At 55.5% G+C, this 17096-nt stretch carries 11 protein-coding genes; 4 read left to right on the top strand and 7 right to left on the bottom strand.

Annotated elements, in window-relative coordinates:
• Positions 1-95: 95 nt before the first annotated feature.
• From D467_RS0106245 to D467_RS0106225, 5 genes are all read right to left on the bottom strand, one after another.
• Complete coding sequence (locus tag D467_RS0106245; protein ID WP_018916657.1) at positions 96-1109, bottom strand: quinone-dependent dihydroorotate dehydrogenase; 1014 nt, start codon at positions 1107-1109, stop codon at positions 96-98.
• 203 nt (positions 1110-1312) lie between these two features.
• Positions 1313-6136 carry an NAD-glutamate dehydrogenase gene (locus D467_RS0106240; protein ID WP_018916656.1) on the bottom strand — a complete coding sequence of 1608 codons (4824 nt, stop codon included), beginning with the start codon at positions 6134-6136 and terminating at the stop codon, positions 1313-1315.
• A gap of 145 nt (positions 6137-6281) precedes the next feature.
• Complete coding sequence (trmA, locus tag D467_RS0106235) at positions 6282-7406, bottom strand: tRNA (uridine(54)-C5)-methyltransferase TrmA (RefSeq protein WP_018916655.1); 1125 nt, start codon at positions 7404-7406, stop codon at positions 6282-6284.
• A gap of 117 nt (positions 7407-7523) precedes the next feature.
• Complete coding sequence (gene murI, locus D467_RS0106230) at positions 7524-8309, bottom strand: glutamate racemase (RefSeq protein WP_018916654.1); 786 nt, start codon at positions 8307-8309, stop codon at positions 7524-7526.
• A 143-nt stretch (positions 8310-8452) separates the two neighbouring features.
• Positions 8453-8998 (bottom strand): hemerythrin domain-containing protein, encoded by a 546-nt coding sequence (locus tag D467_RS0106225; protein ID WP_018916653.1) that lies wholly within the window; start codon positions 8996-8998, stop codon positions 8453-8455.
• Between the two features lie 437 nt (positions 8999-9435).
• On the opposite strand from D467_RS0106225, the gene D467_RS0106220 reads away from it, so the two are divergent.
• Positions 9436-10770, top strand: coding sequence for a replication-associated recombination protein A (locus D467_RS0106220; protein ID WP_018916652.1), 1335 nt, complete (start codon positions 9436-9438; stop codon positions 10768-10770).
• 39 nt (positions 10771-10809) lie between these two features.
• Here D467_RS0106220 and lolA read toward each other — a convergent pair whose 3' ends face one another.
• Positions 10810-11463, bottom strand: a complete 654-nt coding sequence (gene lolA / locus D467_RS0106215; RefSeq protein WP_018916651.1) for an outer membrane lipoprotein periplasmic chaperone LolA — start codon at positions 11461-11463, stop codon at positions 10810-10812.
• A gap of 196 nt (positions 11464-11659) precedes the next feature.
• A complete protein-coding gene (locus D467_RS0106210) occupies positions 11660-15004 on the bottom strand; it encodes a DNA translocase FtsK (RefSeq protein ID WP_018916650.1) in 3345 nt (1114 codons plus the stop codon).
• A 118-nt stretch (positions 15005-15122) separates the two neighbouring features.
• On the opposite strand from D467_RS0106210, the gene aat reads away from it, so the two are divergent.
• The 3 genes from aat to infA all read left to right on the top strand — a co-directional run bounded on the left by aat (position 15123) and on the right by infA (position 17011).
• Complete coding sequence (gene aat / locus D467_RS0106205) at positions 15123-15869, top strand: leucyl/phenylalanyl-tRNA--protein transferase (RefSeq protein WP_018916649.1); 747 nt, start codon at positions 15123-15125, stop codon at positions 15867-15869.
• Between the two features lie 40 nt (positions 15870-15909).
• Entirely contained in the window at positions 15910-16644 is a 735-nt protein-coding gene (locus D467_RS0106200; RefSeq protein WP_018916648.1) for an arginyltransferase, read from the top strand.
• A gap of 148 nt (positions 16645-16792) precedes the next feature.
• Positions 16793-17011, top strand: coding sequence for a translation initiation factor IF-1 (gene infA, locus D467_RS0106195; RefSeq protein WP_007111068.1), 219 nt, complete (start codon positions 16793-16795; stop codon positions 17009-17011).
• The last annotated feature ends 85 nt before the right edge of the window (positions 17012-17096 follow it).

The raw sequence follows: 17096 nt of genomic DNA, 5'->3' as shown, positions 1-17096 counted from the left end.
TTCCTTAATTTTACATTTTGGAACATGGAGCCCGCTTTTCAGCGGGCTTTTTAGCTAATGTTTTTTAATCCGCGTTTTTAATTCACGCTGAAAAATTAATGCGCCTTTAGCGCACGGGCACACTCATTGACCAGCTTGGGCCCTTGATAAATAAGCCCCGAATAGAGCTGAATCAAGTCGGCGCCCGCCGCTATCTTGGCCTTCGCAGCTTCTGCGCTATCAATGCCGCCAACGCCGATAATCGGAAGCGTTGGCAGATGCTGACGCAACAGACGAATCACCACGTTAGATGCCTCGAACACAGGCTTGCCAGAAAGCCCGCCCGCCTCGTCAGCCTGTGGGTCGCTTTGCACCGCTTCACGGGATACGGTCGTGTTGGTGGCAATCACGCCATCCAACTCATTGCGGGCGATGCTTTCTGCCACCAGCGCAACTTCTTCCTCGCTCATATCCGGCGCTATTTTAATTAATAGCGGCACCTTGCGCCCGGATTGCGTATCCAAGACCCGACTGCGCTCACGAATTGGCCCGAGCAAGCCATCCAACTGCTCACCAAACTGCAGCGTGCGTAGCCCTGGCGTGTTGGGCGAAGAAATATTCACCGTAATATAGTCGGCCACCGAGTGAACTGCATCCAAGCAGACCAAATAGTCATCCAGGGCGTTATCGACGGCGGTGCTGAGATTTTTACCGATATTAATACCTACCACGCCCTGGTAATGGCGCTTTTTAACCTGCGCCACCAAGTGCTCAACCCCTTTGTTGTTAAACCCAAAGCGGTTGATGATGGCGTCATGGCCTGCCAAACGAAACAGGCGCGGCTTCGGGTTACCCGGCTGCGCCTTGGGCGTCACAGTACCTACTTCAACAAACCCAAATCCCAGTGCACCCAGTGCATCCAGGTGGTCGGCGTCTTTATCAAGCCCCGCGGCTAGCCCCACGCGGTTGGCAAACCGCAGCCCCATCAGTTCGACCGAATCGTCTATCGACTTACCCACCAGGGGCGCTACGCCACCCACGCGGTGCAACGCGTCTAACGTCTTTAGAGCCAACCCGTGAGAGGTTTCAGGGTCAATACGAAAGAGCAGCGAGCGTGCAAGTGAGTACATCGACTAAGTCTCTTATTAAGGTGAGCGGTGCTGAGCGGCGCCGAGTATAGCGCAAACTCCCCTTTTAGCGCACGGCACTCAGCCATTAACGGTGGGCAAAGGCCTAAAAAAACCGTGCCTGGATTGCCCAGGCACGGTTACTTTTTTCCACAACGCTTATTTCTACAGCGCTTACGCGTTTTACCTAGCTAGCGCCGCGTCGTTCAGGCTTCGCTGTCACTTTCAGCAAGGTCTACCAACTCGCGTACGGCTACCGCAAACAGCGCAAATCCGCCTTCACTGCCACCACGCACCTCTTCAAGCAAACGGCGCCAGCGGTTATGCAGGTGCTCGTGCTGCTCGAGCCACTGATCAACACGCTCTGGCGTGTCACGGCTGCCGGCTTCAAGCTTCAACACGCTGGTGGTAAGCGCCAGCTGCTGACGGTCGATATCATCGCGGAAGGTTTCTCGCGCCTGCACTTGCCATGCGTCGCGCACTTCAAGCTGAGTGACCTGCTGGCTCATCCAGGGTAGCTCCAGGCGGCTGCCGATTTCGTAGAACACCTCGGCTACTCGCTGGGGCTTCTCGCTGGTGACGCGCGCCGCCTGAATGATACCCAACCCGGCATAAAGGCTGGGCGCTGCCGCAACGGTTGAAGCCAGCGCTTCTGGTACACCTGCTTCCTGCAGTTCATCACGACGAGCACGCCATGCGTCCAGCTCTTCACCGCTTAACAGCTCGCCCATCTCTTCCTGCAACTGCGCCAGACGAGGACCGAAATACTCGATCGTATCCTGCGTGGTAAGTCCTAGATGCTGACGCAGGAACCAGCGCGTCGAACGGCGAATCAAGCGCATAAGATCCAGCATCATGGAGTGCTGTACCTTGCTTGGCACCTGATTATCCAGCGCTTCAATCTGTGACCAAAGCGAGGGCAGGTTGAAGCTGTCGCGGGCAATCACATAGTTACGCGCGATATCGGCTCGGCCTGCACCGGTGGAATCTCTTAACCGACGGACAAACACAATGCCCATATGATCGACCAGATCATTGGCGACTTGCGTGGCGACGATCTCGCGCTTCAGGCGGTGCTCATACATTTCCGGCTGATAGCGCTCGGTCAATACCGATGGGAACAGCCGCTCGATGTGGCGATGGATATACGTATCATCAGGTACATCAGAGGTAATCAGATCACCTTTAAGCGTACTCTTGGCGTAGGAGATCAGTACCGAGAGTTCAGGCAAGCGCATCCCTTGCTGATTGCTGGCACGCTCTTTTAGTACGTCATCGGTAGGCAGGAACTCAAGCTCACGGTCGATTTGACCTGCGGCTTCCAGCTCACTGATAAAGCGACGGTAAGGCCCGATGCCCTGTAGAGAAAGAATCTCTGAGAGATCAAGCGCCTGCGCCTGACGATAGTTATCCAGAATCACCAGATCGGCCACTTCATCGGTCATTTCGGCAAGCAGTTCATTGCGCTGCTTGTCGGTCATGTCGCCACGTTTGACCACGTCATCGATCAATATCTTGATATTGACCTCGTGGTCAGAGCAGTTCACGCCGCCCGCGTTATCGATAAAGTCGGTATAAACGCGCACGCCCTTGGCGGCGGCTTCCATACGCCCACGCTGGGTAAGGCCGAGGTTACCGCCCTCACCTACCACGCGGCAGTTGAGATCAGCGCCGTTAATGCGCAGCGCATCGTTGGCCTTGTCGCCCACGTCGGCATCGGTTTCATCCGAGCTTTTCACATAGGTGCCGATACCGCCATTCCAGATCAAATCCACCTTGGACTGGAGCATGGCGCGAATCAGTTCATTGGGTGACAGGCGCTCTTCCTGAATGCCGAACACCTGCTGCATTTCCGGAGTAATCGCGATCGATTTGGCGCTGCGGCTAAAGATACCGCCGCCCTGGGAAATCAGCTCGGCACTGTAGTCTTCCCAGCTGGAGCGCGGCAGATCAAACAGCCGCTTGCGCTCGGCAAAGGCAGCCTCGGCGTCAGGATTCGGATCCACAAAGATATGCAGATGGTTGAAGGCCCCTACCAGCTGAATCTTGTCGGACAGCAGCATGCCGTTACCGAACACGTCGCCGGCCATATCGCCCACGCCTACAACGCTGAACAGATCCTGCTGAGTGTCGATACCCAGGTTCTTGAAGTGGCGCCTGACCGACTGCCAGGCACCGCGGGCGGTAATGCCCATTTTCTTGTGGTCGTAGCCGTTCGCGCCGCCGGAGGCAAACGCATCTCCCAGCCAGTGACCATATTCAATGGAGATTTCGTTGGCGATATCCGAGAACGTCGCCGTACCTTTATCAGCAGCCACTACCAGATAGACATCATCTTCATCATGACGCACGACGTTTGCAGGCGGCACCACGTCGCTACCGTTCAAATTGTCCGTGACATCCAAAAGCGCGCGAATAAAGATTTTATAGCAGGCGATGCCTTCTTTCTGTTGGGTTTCGCGGTCAGCGTTTTCCGGCATCCGCTTACACACGAAACCGCCCTTGGCACCGACCGGCACGATCACCGCATTTTTAACCTGCTGGGCTTTTACCAGGCCGAGCACTTCGGTACGGAAATCTTCATGGCGATCAGACCAGCGCAAACCACCGCGGGCTACTTTGCCACCGCGCAGGTGAACACCTTCCACGCGTGGCGAGCAGACAAAAATCTCGAACATCGGCCGTGGCTTGGGCATTCCGGTGACTTTGGAAGGCTCAAGCTTAAAGGCGATGTAATCTTTAAAGCGGCCGTCCTCAGCACGCTGATAATAGTTGGTACGCAGCGTTGCCTGGATAAGCTCCATAAAGCGACGTAACAGCTGGTCATCGTTGAGGCTGGCAACCGCTTCCAGGTGTTCATTTAGCCGCGCCACGCACTCATCGGTATCATGAGAGTCAAGCGCTGGGTCAAAGCGCAGGCGGAACATTTCCACCAGTTCCTGGGTAATCTGTGGATAGTTAGCCAGTGTCGCGGCAATGTAGTGTTGCGACATGCCAAAACGGATCTGTTTGAGATAGCGCGCATAGCCACGCAGCATCGCCACTTCGCGCCAGTCCAGCCCGGCGGCAATGATCAGCCGGTTGAAAGCGTCGTTATCAGCCTCGCCCGCCCATATGCGCTTGAAGGCTTCGCTGAAGGTTTCCCGCATTTCGCCCAGGTTAACGTCTTTATTACCGTGCTCAAGCTCGAAGTCGTGGATCCAGTAGCGCTGCTCGGGAGCATTGATTTCGTAGGGGCGCTCACCAATCACCCGCAAGCCCAGATTTTCCATCATCGGCAGTACGTCGGAAAGCGGTATCTGCGAGCCACGGTGGTACAGCTTGAGATTGACTCCGCCACCCTTCTCTTCCAGCGGACGATAAAGCGATAGTGACAGGTCATCGCCGTTATTGAGCGTGAGCAGATGCTGGACATCAAACACGGCAGTACGCGCGGTAAAGTCCTCACGATAGCTTGCCGAGAAGGCGCTCTGGAAATGCTCCATTTGATGGTTGGCGCGCTCTTCCCCAAAACCTTCCACCATGGCGGCCATCAGCTCATCGCGCCAGCTACGCGCAAGACGGGCCACTTTGCTTTCCAGACGCTTAAGGTCAAACTGGCTTGGTGCACTGCCGTTGAAACGTAAAATCAGTTGGATGCGCGCCAGTACCGACTCAGACAAGTGGGTGTTGAAATCGCCAAAGTGGGCATCAAGCTCTTCGCACAGCAGGTTCTGAATACGCTGGCGCAGATCGGTCGAAAACACGTCGCGCGGAACAAATACCAGGCACGAGTAAAATTTCCCGCTGACGTCGGCGCGAATAAACAGACGCACTTGACGGCGTTCGCGAATATCGAGAATGCCCAACGCAGTATGCGCCAGCGACTCCGTACTGATCTGGAACAGATCATCGCGAGGATAGACCTCAAGCACCTGCAAAAGCTGCTTGCCGTTATGGCCTTGCGGGTTGAAACCGGCGATATCCATCACCGCTTTGAGCTTGCGGCGCAGCAGCGGAATATTGCGTGGCGACTCGTTATATACCGTCGAGGTAAACAGGCCGAAGAAGCGGCGCTCGCCGATTACGTTGCCGTCGTCGTCATAACGGTCGACGGTGATGTAATCAGGATAGGTCGGGCGATGTACCCGCGAGTGGTGGGCGCTTTTAGCAAACGAGAGCAGCTGGGGCACCAGCTCATAGTTGCCCTGCTCATCGATGCCTTCCTCGGCACGAATGCGTTCATCGTAACGCGGCTCGTCCAGGCGGAATACGCCCAGCAGGCTATTGGGGTCGCGCTGCAGCTCGTTGCCTTCGAGCAGGTATTCGTCATACCCCAGGAAGGTGAAATTATCTTTTATCAGCCACTCCAGGAAGGCAATGGCTTCTTCGTGGTCATCGGGGTCGATCTGAGGCGGGCAGTTTTTTTCCAGCTCCTGGATCGTCGCGGTGATTTGCCCACAGATAGCATCGTAGTCATCAACCGCCGTGCGCACATCGCGCAATACTTGATGCAGCTGCTTTTCGATATTCGAAAGCGCTTCAGGATCAGTATGGCGATCCACCTCGATCACGATCAGTGACTCACGCGCTTCAGGCGCATTGGTGTCCCGGGGTGAGGCCAGCGCCTGTAGCTGATTCTGCTCATTGCGGGCAACGGCGAACACGGAGTTCTGAATCGCATGCACGGTGAGACCGCGGCGATTCAGCTCAATGCGTACCGAGTCGACCAAGAACGGCATATCTTCATGCAACACCGCCACAAACGTATGGGTCGACTGCCAGCCGTTTTCTTCGAAATCAGGATTAAACACGCGCACTTTAGGACGCTGGGCATCATGGTGCTGCAGAAACTGCCAAATGGATAGCGTGGCGCCGTACAGATCATCCAGACGACGATCGACAAGATCCTCTACCGGCACGCTTGCGTAAAATCGTCGTGCAAACGCTTCTATAGCCGTTGCTCGGTCCGGTTCCAGCCGCGCTTCCAAGCGCTCAAAAAGCTGCTTCAAAAGGTCTTGCCGACTCTCTTCACTCGCAACGTAATCCATCAATCACCTCGACTGCCGGGGCCACATTTGGCCAAAAAAACGTAGGACAATAGGCCTTTAGGCCAATATAACGACTAGCTTACGCTACCCAGGGTCGTCCCTCTATTCATCTGACATGTTCTTCATGGTGTATGCCACTTTCGCATCATGCGCCCTCTTGATTAATCTCGCGCCGCGTGAGCCATACGCCACATTCACAATGGTTGGTGAATGGAAACTGGTCAAATAATGCAAAACGCTCGATCTGATGCGTTTTGGTAAGCAGCGCTAAATTATCGGCAAGTGTTGTCGGGTTGCATGAAATATAGACGATCTGATCATATTCGCTGATCTGCTCGCAGCTCTGCGCGTCCAGACCTGCGCGAGGCGGGTCAACCAGCACGGTGGAGAAGCGATATTCGTCCAGCGCCATTTCGGCTACACGACGGCCACCTTTCTCACCTTTGAGCGCCAGGGCAAACTCTTCAGCCGACATGCGGGCTACATGCGCATTGGTGATGTTATTGGCTTCAAGATTGACGTTGGCACTAGCCACCGACGTGCGCGAGATTTCGGTCGCCAGCACGCGTCGAAAATTATCGGCCAGGGCAATGGTGAAGTTGCCATTGCCGCAATAAAGCTCCACCAAATCTTCTGCCTGTCGGCCTGCAGTGACTTCCCGCGCCCAGCTCAACATTTTCTGGCAGATATGCGCGTTTGGCTGGGTAAAGCTATTCTCGACCTGCTGATAATCGAGCGCTCGTCCATCAACCGTCAGGCGCTCCCAGACATGGTCGCGGGTCAGCACCAGGCGCTGCTTGCGCGAGCGGCCGATAATCATAATGCCAAGCTCGGCTTCCAGGGCGCGCGCTTCCTGCTCCCAGGACGCTTCCAGCGGGCGGTGATAAACCAGTGTCACCAGCGCTTCGCCTGACAGCGTAGTGAGAAACTCCACCTGAAAAAGCTTACGCCGCAGCTCATTGCTGGCTAAAAACGCCTCGCGCAGGCGCGGCATTAACGCATTGATGGACTCGCTTGCGACATCAAACTGATCAAGGCGTACCACGCGCTTGTTCTTAGGGTCGGCAGGGTCGACCTCGAACATGGCGTAGAAAAGATCATCACCTTCATGCCATATCCGAAACTCACAGCGCTGACGGTAATGGCTCGGCGGCGAGGCAAACACTTCAAGCGCAGGCGGATTAAATACCGCAAAGGTGCTTTCCAGGTATGCACGCTTCTCGGCGAGCTGCTCGTCATAACGTTCGGGGTTTATCACGGGGATAGCCAAGTCGGCGCCTCTTTTTCAAAAACGGTATCAATAACGGCATCAATAACGGTGTTAACAGTGGTATTAATTAAAGATGCTAATAATAGTAGTGTCAGCTCAGGCTAGAAAATACGCGCTCTAGGCGCTTAATTCCAACCGGCTTGGGATGCAAAAACCATACTGTGCAAAGCCCTGACCCAGCGTATCGGCCGACGCAGTCGTGAAAAAGCGCCCATCCTGCCCGTTTTTTAATACCGGGGCTATCTGACCGACGCGCCGGGCGATGGCATCGCCGGAATCAATCCAGTTCACTGGCGTTGGCGCCAGCGCTTCAAGCCAGGGCTTGAGCAGGGGAAAGTGGGTGCAGCCAAGTACAACGGTATCCACGGGCTGGGTATCGGCCGCTTGCCAAAGAGGCGACAGGGCCTGCTGAAGTCGTTCAGTGTTGGGAGAAATCCCGCCAAGCAGTGCTTCGGCTTCAAGCACCAGCTTATCTGCCGCGACCCGGGTAATAATGCAGTCGCTGGCAAAACTTTCGATAAGCTTTTGCGTATAGGGCCTGCCCACCGTTGCCCGAGTGGCAAGCAAGCCAATATGGCGGGTCCGGCTGATGGCAGCGGCGGGCTTGATGGCGGGTACCGTTCCAACCACGGGGATGGTCAGGGCCTTGCGCAAGCCATCGAGTGCGAGTGTGCTGGCGGTATTGCAGGCGACCACCAGAACGCTTGGCTGGCAGGCCTGAACAGCGGCCTGGCAAACGGCCACGATTCGTGCCGAAAGCGTGACGTCATCGCGCAGCCCATAAGGCATCCACGCGTTATCACAGGCGTAGCACATGGCCGCATCGGGAAAATGCTGGCGCAACGACCGGGCTACGGAAAGCCCGCCCACGCCAGAGTCAAAAATCAGCACGGGGCCAGCCATTACTGCCCCTTAGCCTTTTGTTTGGCCTTGGCCTTTTGTTTGAATAGATACACCTGCTTCTCCTTCAGCCGCTCATTCACGGGACGCTAGTTTAACACGCACCGCTGGCCGCTGAAGGAAGCTCTCGTGACTAGACCGCTTGGCTAGACCGGAGGTACTTCTGCGCCGCGTAGTTCGGCATAAAGCTCCGGGTAAGCCTGCTGCAGGCGTTCAAGATCCTGCTCGGCTCCTTCAGGCAGGGCTTGCAGAAGCTCCTGCATATCTTCTTGCGTAAAGTGCTGATCAATTAGCGGAAAGAGGCCTTCACGCTCATGGCGAAGATACGCGCGGTGCGCTTCAAGGTAACTGCCTAGATCTTCTGCAAAGCGATCCATGGGCAGTACATTGTCCATCAGGATCATATCGATATTGTCCGAAAGCTGCTGTAGCCGAGGCTTGAGCTTAAGGTAATCGCTTGCCATCTGCTCCATTAGAGCCAGATGCTCAGGCGCTTTAGTCTCCAGACGGTCAACGCATATACGCTCTAATGGAGCGGCAAAACCTTCCATGTAGGCCAGAATGTAATCCACTACTTCACGCATCAGCTGAAAATTAGGCCGCTCGCCCACGGCCAGCGTTTTTTGTTTAAGCTGCAATACATGGAGCATTCGCGCCATGTTGGCATGATCTAGACGCAGTTGGTTTAACATCGTGCCGTCTCCTTGGTTGTGTCATGCCGACCGCCTAATTCTTACATGGCGTAGGGCACGCAATCATAAGCGTGTATCACTACACTATATCCATACAAGACATGTCTATACACGATATGTCTATACACGGTATGTGTATACCGATGGCAAATTACTTAAATCTGGTGCTTCAAACGAATACTTCAAGCTAGTACTTTAGGCAAGCACTTCAAACAAGTTCTTCAAAAAAGCTCTTCGAAAAGTACTGCACATTAGCACCTTCCAGTAAGTACGCTGACTAATGTCACCATGCACTTAAGACACTACCCTAGCAAGCGTATTATTCTTATCATTTTTTAGTGAAGGCTATGCAAAAGGTAGCCTGACAATACGCCGTTTACCATACACACTTGTAGTCACTTTGCTGCTCAACGTCTAGATTTACAACGGAAGTTTATATGGACCTGTTTGATTCTCAGCGCTCAGCACCCAGCGATGACGCCCCCCTGGCCTACCGGATGCGCCCACAGACGCTGGATGACTACATAGGCCAACAGGCGCTGGTGGGGCCTGGCAAACCGCTACGCCGCATGGCCGAGGCGGGCCTTGTACGCTCAATGATTTTATGGGGCCCTCCCGGCGTTGGAAAAACGACGCTTGCCGAACTGCTCGCCCATGCTTCCAATGCTCAGCTTGAGCATTTAAGTGCGGTAATGGCCGGAGTGAAAGAGATACGCGCGGCAGTGGAGCGTGCCCAGCAGCACACTTCGCCGGTTATTCTCTTTTTGGATGAGATTCACCGCTTAAACAAAAGCCAGCAGGATGCGCTGCTGCCCCACGTTGAATCCGGCCTGTTAACCCTGATCGGCGCGACAACGGAAAATCCGTCGTTCGAGGTTAACTCCGCCCTGCTTTCACGCGCCCGAGTTTACGTGCTTAAAGCGCTCGACCAAGAAGAGCTGATCAGCGTGATGCGCCAAGCGCTTAGCGACGACCAGCGCGGGCTTGGCAAGCGCAATATCCACGTTGATGATGAAGTGCTCTCGGCCCTGGCGCATGCAAGTGCTGGCGATGCCCGGCGGGCATTGGGCCTTCTGGAAACCGCGTGTGATTTTACCCAGCAGGAGAATGGCCAGGAAGTGCTGCCCATGGCAGTACTGGCGGATGTAATCGGCCATCAGGCAAGCGCGTTTGATAAGCAGGGGGACGCCTATTACGACCTGCTCTCGGCTATTCATAAATCAATACGCTCATCACGCCCGGACGCCGCTCTACTTTATATGGCGCGGTTTATGCAGGGTGGTGGTGACCCGCTGGACGTGGTGCGAAGGCTTGCCGCGATTGCCTCAGAAGATGTCGGCAATGCCGACCCACGAGCGCTACCGCTGGTGATAGCCGCCTGGGATGCTTATCTGCGTTTAGGGGATTACGAAGGCCAGCGTGCGATTGCTCATGCGGCCATTCATCTGGCCGTGGCGCCGAAGAGTAATCGGATTGATCGTGCCTGGAAGGCCGCCAAGCAGTTTGTCAGCCAACAGCCTCAGGTAGAGGTGCCCACCTATTTGCGCAACGCGCCTACCAAGCTAATGGAACAACTAGGCCATGGTGAAGGCTACCGTTACGCCCATAACGAGCCGGACGGCTACCCGGCTGGCAGCACGCATAACTGCTGGCCGGAGGACTTACCCCAGGCACGCTTTTTTGAACCCAGCGCGCTTGGCCAGGAAAAACGCTTTGCCGAGATTATGGCGTGGCGGGAAAGCCGCGATCAGGAAGCAGATCAGGCGCCCTAGGGCGCCTGATCGTTATTGTTTACCAATCACTAATCACCACTAAAACTCTTCACGGATGACGTCGGTTCCTTCAGGAATATCAAAGTTAAACAGGCTACGGTTGATAGAGCCGTTACGAGTTATATCACTAAAGGTAATCATGGTTTTCTGGCCGGTGCTGTCCATCATCCACAGCTCGGTCAGGGTTTCGTTGTCAAACACCAGGCTCAGCTCTTCAAACAGCGTATCTGCAGAGTTGGGTACCAGTGTAAAGATGTCTTCGCCGCCTTCCTGCTCATACACCACATCGTAGCTTTCGGTCAGATCACTGACATTGCCCGAAAGCAGCAGTGCCGGCGTGTGCGTTACACGGTCATCCATCGGCTGAACCGTCACCTGCTCAAGATCCGGGTCGTATAAATAAACATCGTTACCGTCGGATACCACGACCTGCGAATAGGGGGCTTCTACTTCCCAGCGCAACATGCCCGGACGTGAAAGCCACATTTCACCACGTGCATTCTGCAAACGCTCGCCAGCACCATCGAGAATTTTTTGATCAAAGGTGGCCTGGTAGTTTTCCAATGGCTCAAGCCGTTCAGTTAGGCGCTCGGCTGCATCGTTCGCCCAGGCAGCCGGGGCAGCAAACGTTAAGCCAAGGGCGGCAGCCGCCAATGATAATGGTGAAGAAAGCAGAGTTTGCGTATCGCGCATAGAGATCTCCCTGGGCATACGTTGTCAAATTGAATAGACATACGCTGCCAAATTAAAACAGTACTTAAAATCGTACTGAGGAATCGTACTGAGGACCGTCAACAACGTCCATGTGGTTAGTCAGACGCAAAACGCGCCGCAGGGTTTCACCTGCGGCGCGACTTTCACGCTTATTGCACGATTACCCGGCGCAGCATCAGCGCGCAGCCGCCGGTGCCAGCACTTCACGGGCGCCGTTGGTTCCCATTGAAGAGACAACGCCAGCCATTTCCATGGCATCAACCAGGCGGGCGGCACGGTTATAGCCAATCTTAAAACGCCGCTGCACCGCTGAAATTGACGCTTTACGGGTTTCGGTCACGAACTGAACGGCCTCGTCATAAAGCGCGTCCTGCTCAGCGTCGTCGCCTTCACTGCCTTCGGCTTCAAGACCGGTCAAGGCATCGGCTGACACGCCGCCCGAAAGAATCTCCTCAATGTACTCAGGCTCTCCGCGACGCTTCCAGTCATCGACTACGCGGTGAACTTCGTCATCATCCACGAACGCGCCATGCACCCGGTTAGGCGGGCCGGAACCGGCGGGCAAGTACAGCATATCGCCGTGGCCCAGCAGGCTTTCCGCACCGCCCTGATCAAGAATGGTGCGCGAGTCTATGCGTGAGGAAACCTGGAACGCCATGCGCGAGGGAATATTCGCCTTGATCAGGCCCGTTACCACGTCCACCGAGGGGCGCTGGGTGGCCAGGATCAAGTGAATACCCGCGGCCCGGGCCTTTTGCGCCAGGCGGGCAATCAGCTCTTCGACTTTTTTACCGACGATCATGAACATATCGGCAAATTCATCGATCACAACGACGATATACGGCAGCTTGGCAAGCACCGGCGGCGGCTGATGCATTTCCCAGGGCTGCGGCTCCCATAAGGGGTCAGCTACCTGGGCGCCCGCGCGCTCTGCTTCATCCAGACGCGCATTGAAACCGGCAATATTACGAACGCCCATGGCCGCCATCAGTTTATAGCGACGCTCCATTTCGGCCACGCACCAGCGCAGGCTATTGGCGGCTTCTTTCATATCTGTCACTACCGGCGCCAGCAGGTGTGGAATACCGTCGTATACCGAAAGCTCCAGCATCTTGGGATCGACCATGATGAGCTTCAACTCATCGGGCTTGGCCTTTAGCAACATCGAAATCAGCATTGCGTTAACGCCGACCGATTTACCCGAACCGGTTGTGCCTGCCACTAACAAGTGGGGCATTTTGCCCAGGTTGGCAATCACCGGGCCACCGCCGATATCCTGCCCCAGCGCCATGGTAAGCGGCGATGTTTCCTGCTGAAAACGCTCGGAATCGATGACTTCGCGCAGGCGGATCATGGCTCGATGCGGGTTGGGAATCTCGATCCCGACAGTCGGCCGCCCAGGGATGACTTCTACCACGCGTACGCTTTTCACCATCAGCGAGCGGGCCAGGTCTTTAGCCAGGTTGCTTATCTTGGAAGCTTTGACACCTGCTGCTGGCTTGATTTCAAACCGGGTGATAACCGGGCCGGGCCAGGTATCGACCACTTCCGCTTTGACGCCATACTCGCGCAGCCGCACTTCTAGAAGCTCAGCCATATCGGCAAGCTGCTCTTCCGTGTAGTTAGGCTGATGCGGTTCAGCGGGTGTCAGCAATTGAAGACTGGGCACCTCGCCTTCGGGCTCAGGCAGCGTTTCAAAGGCTGGGCGCTGGCTCTGCAGATGCTCGACCGTCCAAAGCGTTGGGCCGCTGTCTACCTCACCTGCCACGTCGTCAGCCGAGAAAGTGGGCTCATGGCGTGCAGCACTTGTAGGCATTGGTGCAGGTGCGGACGTTGGCGTTGGCGTTGGCGTTGCAGCCAGCATCACATCGTATTCGTCATCTTCCCATACTGGCTCGGGAACTACTTCAGGCACGCGCTCACGACGCGGCTCGGCTGTCAGTGAAGGTTCACTGCGCATGGCCTCTTCGAGCGGCTCAGCATCGCTTAACGTGGGCTCAGAGCGGAGCGGTACGCCGCGGGACACAGCAGGTTCTTCGCTGTGCCACTCGCCACGCTGCCACTCATCGTTATAGTCGTCGCTCTCGTCCTGTTCATCCTGCTCGCTTTGCTCGTCTTCTGGCACATCGTCAGCCTCTTCCTGGGCAAAGAAGTGCTTGGCAATGGGCACAGCGGCGTCTTCTTCGCGAGAAGCCCGCATCATCATCGATGGCTCGGCCTGTTCGCGTGCTGGCTCAACAGTGGCGGAAGGCGTTTCAGCGGCAGGCTCGTCTTCTGGCTCACGCGAAGACAGTGCAGGCGCAGGAGTCGGAGCTGGCTCCTGGGTACGAGCCGAGAAAGCATCCGCACGCGGTGTGCCAGGTACCGATACGCTCGGCTCACGAACTTCAGGCGTTATTTCCGGGGCGATCTCAGGAGCTATTTCAGAAGTTAATTTCGGGCTAACCGGTTCGGCTGCAGGCTCCGGTTTAAGCGCTGGCGCTGGCTCAGACGCAGGCTTGAACTCTGGCTCAGGCGCTAACGTTGGCTCTGGCGTGCTGGCAACGGCGGGCTTAGCCGGTGTTTTCACCGCTGGCTCTGCCGCTGCAAAAGCGGTTGCCTCCCAGGGAATGGAAGTGTCGGTTGACTCAGCTTTCCGCGCTTCAGACGGCGTTTCGCTCTGGCGATTGATATCATCCGCAACGTCCGCCGAGAAGCCAGGCTCTCTTCGCTCACGCCCCGTATCACGCTTGGGCTTAGGCGCCCGCGTAGGCTCTTCCGCTTTTGGCGCGGGTTTTAAAGAAGCACGCAGCGCGGCACGTTCACGACGTTTCTCACGGCGCTTTTCCCGGCGCGAGCTAAACCAGCCGCCTACCCGGCATAAACGACGTCCCACTTCATCGGCCACCTGCAGCCACGACATGCCGCTAAATAGCGGGAACCCAATCAGGATCAAGGCCGCGGCAATCAGGCCCACGCCTCCACTGCCTACCAGCGGCTTGAGCGTACCCACCAGCCCCTCGCCTAAAATACCGCCGGAGGCGTAAGGTAAAATGCTGCTGGGGTGATAAAAATGCAGTGCGCCGAGCATGGTAGTGCCAAACATCAGCAGCACAAGGCCACCGGCGTGCACGGCAATGGCAACCGGATCTAATTCAAAGCGTACCTGACGCGAGCGCATCAGCCACCAGGCAGCAAAGCCAAACATGCCCGGCCACCAGAGCGCACTCGCCCCTAGGAGCGAATAAAGAACATCAGCCAACCAGGCACCCACCGGCCCCATCCAGTTGCGAACATCCGTTTCCGGCCCCTGGTAAGACCAGCCCGGGTCTTCCGGCTGGTAGCTAAACAGTGCTAATAATAAAAAAACACACAGCGCGAGCAGTACCACCACTACGCCTTCACGCACCGAGCCCTGTAAACGCAGGCCAACCCGGCGAGCTTTATCTTTCGCGGCTTTAACCCGCGCAGAAGAGGCTGAAGATGGTGCTTGACGCGAATTACGCTGCGTTCGCTTGTCTACCGCCTTATTCACTTTCAAGCGATTCTCCCTTTACACCTCAATGGCGTCTTTAATCCACTTGCGAGTTTGCATCATACCGAGCATCCTTCCGGCGTCACAGAGCTTCTCTACAAGTGCTCAGTAACAGGAGCAAATAATGCTACCTTGGCTTTCTTCGCCATATCCCATATTTCCATCTACCGCCATTGCGCTGGATTCGCCCAATGGCCTGCTGGCCGCGGGCGGCGATCTTTCTCCGCATTGGCTGGTAGAAGCGTACCGTCGCGGCATCTTCCCATGGTACAGCGATGATGACCCCATTTTATGGTGGAGTCCCGATCCGCGCATGGTACTACGTCCTGAGCAATTCAAGCTGCGCCGTAGCTTAGCAAAACGGCTGCGCAATGGGGGATTTGACGTTACCCTGAATCAACATTTTGAGCACGTAATTAATGCCTGCGCCGCGCCACGCGATGAAGACACCGGCACCTGGATCACCGACGATATGTACAATGCCTACGTTACGCTTCATCGTCTAGGGATTGCACACAGTATCGAGGTACATCAATCGGGCCAATTGGTGGGAGGCCTGTATGGTTTGGCGATGGGTCCTGTGTTTTTCGGTGAATCCATGTTCTCCAATGCGCCTGATGCCTCCAAGATAGCGCTTGCCCGCCTGGCAGGTGCCATGCAAGCCCATGGCGGCAAGCTGATTGACTGTCAAATGCATACGCCGCACCTTGAAAGTCTGGGAGCAACAACAGTCGCCCGTGAGACGTTCATCAACTATCTTGAACAGTGGCTGCCCGAAACGGCGTTTAGCGTCTCATCGTCGTTTGCTGGGGCACCATCGGTGCCTGCATCCCCATGGCTTCAGTCGATAGCAAGCCACGGCGATTCATAATGCTGGCAAAGCCCAGGTTTATTTGCCAAGGAGGCAAGCTGTGAGTAGTAATACTCCGCGTCAGCCGGTACAGGATCTGCGCTTCTTTCTTACTGTGCCCCATACTTGCAGCTATTTACCCACCAAAGAGGCGACGACACTTTTTCTCGACCCGCTGGAATCTCCCGTCACGGAGGTTTACGACTCGCTATCACTGCTTGGCTTTCGGCGCAGCGGGCGGCATTTATACCGTCCTCACTGCGAAAACTGTAACGCCTGCCAGTCGGTGCGCATTCCGGTCGAACAGTTTGCAGCCAACCGCTCCCAGCGCAAGGTGTGGCGACGCAACGCCGATATTACCACTCGCGTGGTACCCGCGCGCTATGAAGCACGCCACTACGAGCTTTACGCAAACTATATTCGAAAGCGTCATGCCGATGGTGACATGTACCCGCCCAGCAGTGAACAGTACCGTACGTTTTTAACCCTGGAAGAACCTTACGCGTACTTACTCGAATTGTACCTGGGTGAGGAGTTAGTGGGTGTCTCGGCATTTGATCAACTGGAGCACGGGCTTTCGGCGATCTATACATTTTTTGGCGTTGGCGAAGAGCTCGACAGACGCTCGCTGGGCACGCTTGCCATTTTAAAGCTGATTGAGCTGAGCCATAAAAAAGCCCTGCCCCATCTATATTTGGGGTACTGGATCGCAGAGTGTCGTAAAATGCGCTACAAGCAGGATTTTTCCCCAATCGAGCGGCTGGATGGGCGCCATTGGCGGCCACTAATTTGTTAAAGCGTACAAATTAACCCAGCTTTTTTGCCTTGACGACGGGCTTACGGCACAATATAGCGCTGTTTCTTAAGTGCCAGCTCTCTGGCCCTTAAAACCTGAACCGGTTTTTGGTTTGTTAACTACGTTAAATAAGTGAGGATCTGCCTATATGGCACGCGAAGATCATATTGAAATGGAAGGCGTTATCGTTGATACCCTTCCTAACACCATGTTCCGTGTTGAACTGGAAAACGGCCACGTTGTAACTGCTCATATCTCCGGCAAAATGCGTAAAAACTATATCCGCATTCTGACTGGCGACAAAGTGAAAGTGGAATTGACACCGTACGATCTTTCCAAAGGCCGCATTGTCTACCGTTCGCGCTAAGCCTTTATAACGCCTTTTCAGCCAGCACGCAGTACGGCGCCGTTACCTGTATACGACAACGCCCCGTCGAAGACAGGGCGCTGTG

This window comes from Vreelandella zhanjiangensis DSM 21076, assembly GCF_000377665.1.
Taxonomy (GTDB): domain Bacteria; phylum Pseudomonadota; class Gammaproteobacteria; order Pseudomonadales; family Halomonadaceae; genus Vreelandella; species Vreelandella zhanjiangensis.
Note: the sequence above shows the minus strand (reverse complement) of the source record. Positions and strands in the feature narration are given on the sequence as shown.

What these genes read in the sequence shown, in the direction of transcription:
- aat (WP_018916649.1), top strand. Translation starts at nt 15,123, where the DNA reads ATGCTACCTTGGCTTTCTTCGCCATATCCCATATTTCCATCTACCGCC.
- D467_RS0106240 (WP_018916656.1), bottom strand. Translation starts at nt 6,136, where the DNA reads ATGGATTACGTTGCGAGTGAAGAGAGTCGGCAAGACCTTTTGAAGCAG.
- D467_RS0106245 (WP_018916657.1), bottom strand. Translation starts at nt 1,109, where the DNA reads ATGTACTCACTTGCACGCTCGCTGCTCTTTCGTATTGACCCTGAAACC.
- murI (WP_018916654.1), bottom strand. Translation starts at nt 8,309, where the DNA reads ATGGCTGGCCCCGTGCTGATTTTTGACTCTGGCGTGGGCGGGCTTTCC.
- lolA (WP_018916651.1), bottom strand. Translation starts at nt 11,463, where the DNA reads ATGCGCGATACGCAAACTCTGCTTTCTTCACCATTATCATTGGCGGCT.
- D467_RS0106220 (WP_018916652.1), top strand. Translation starts at nt 9,436, where the DNA reads ATGGACCTGTTTGATTCTCAGCGCTCAGCACCCAGCGATGACGCCCCC.
- infA (WP_007111068.1), top strand. Translation starts at nt 16,793, where the DNA reads ATGGCACGCGAAGATCATATTGAAATGGAAGGCGTTATCGTTGATACC.
- D467_RS0106225 (WP_018916653.1), bottom strand. Translation starts at nt 8,998, where the DNA reads ATGTTAAACCAACTGCGTCTAGATCATGCCAACATGGCGCGAATGCTC.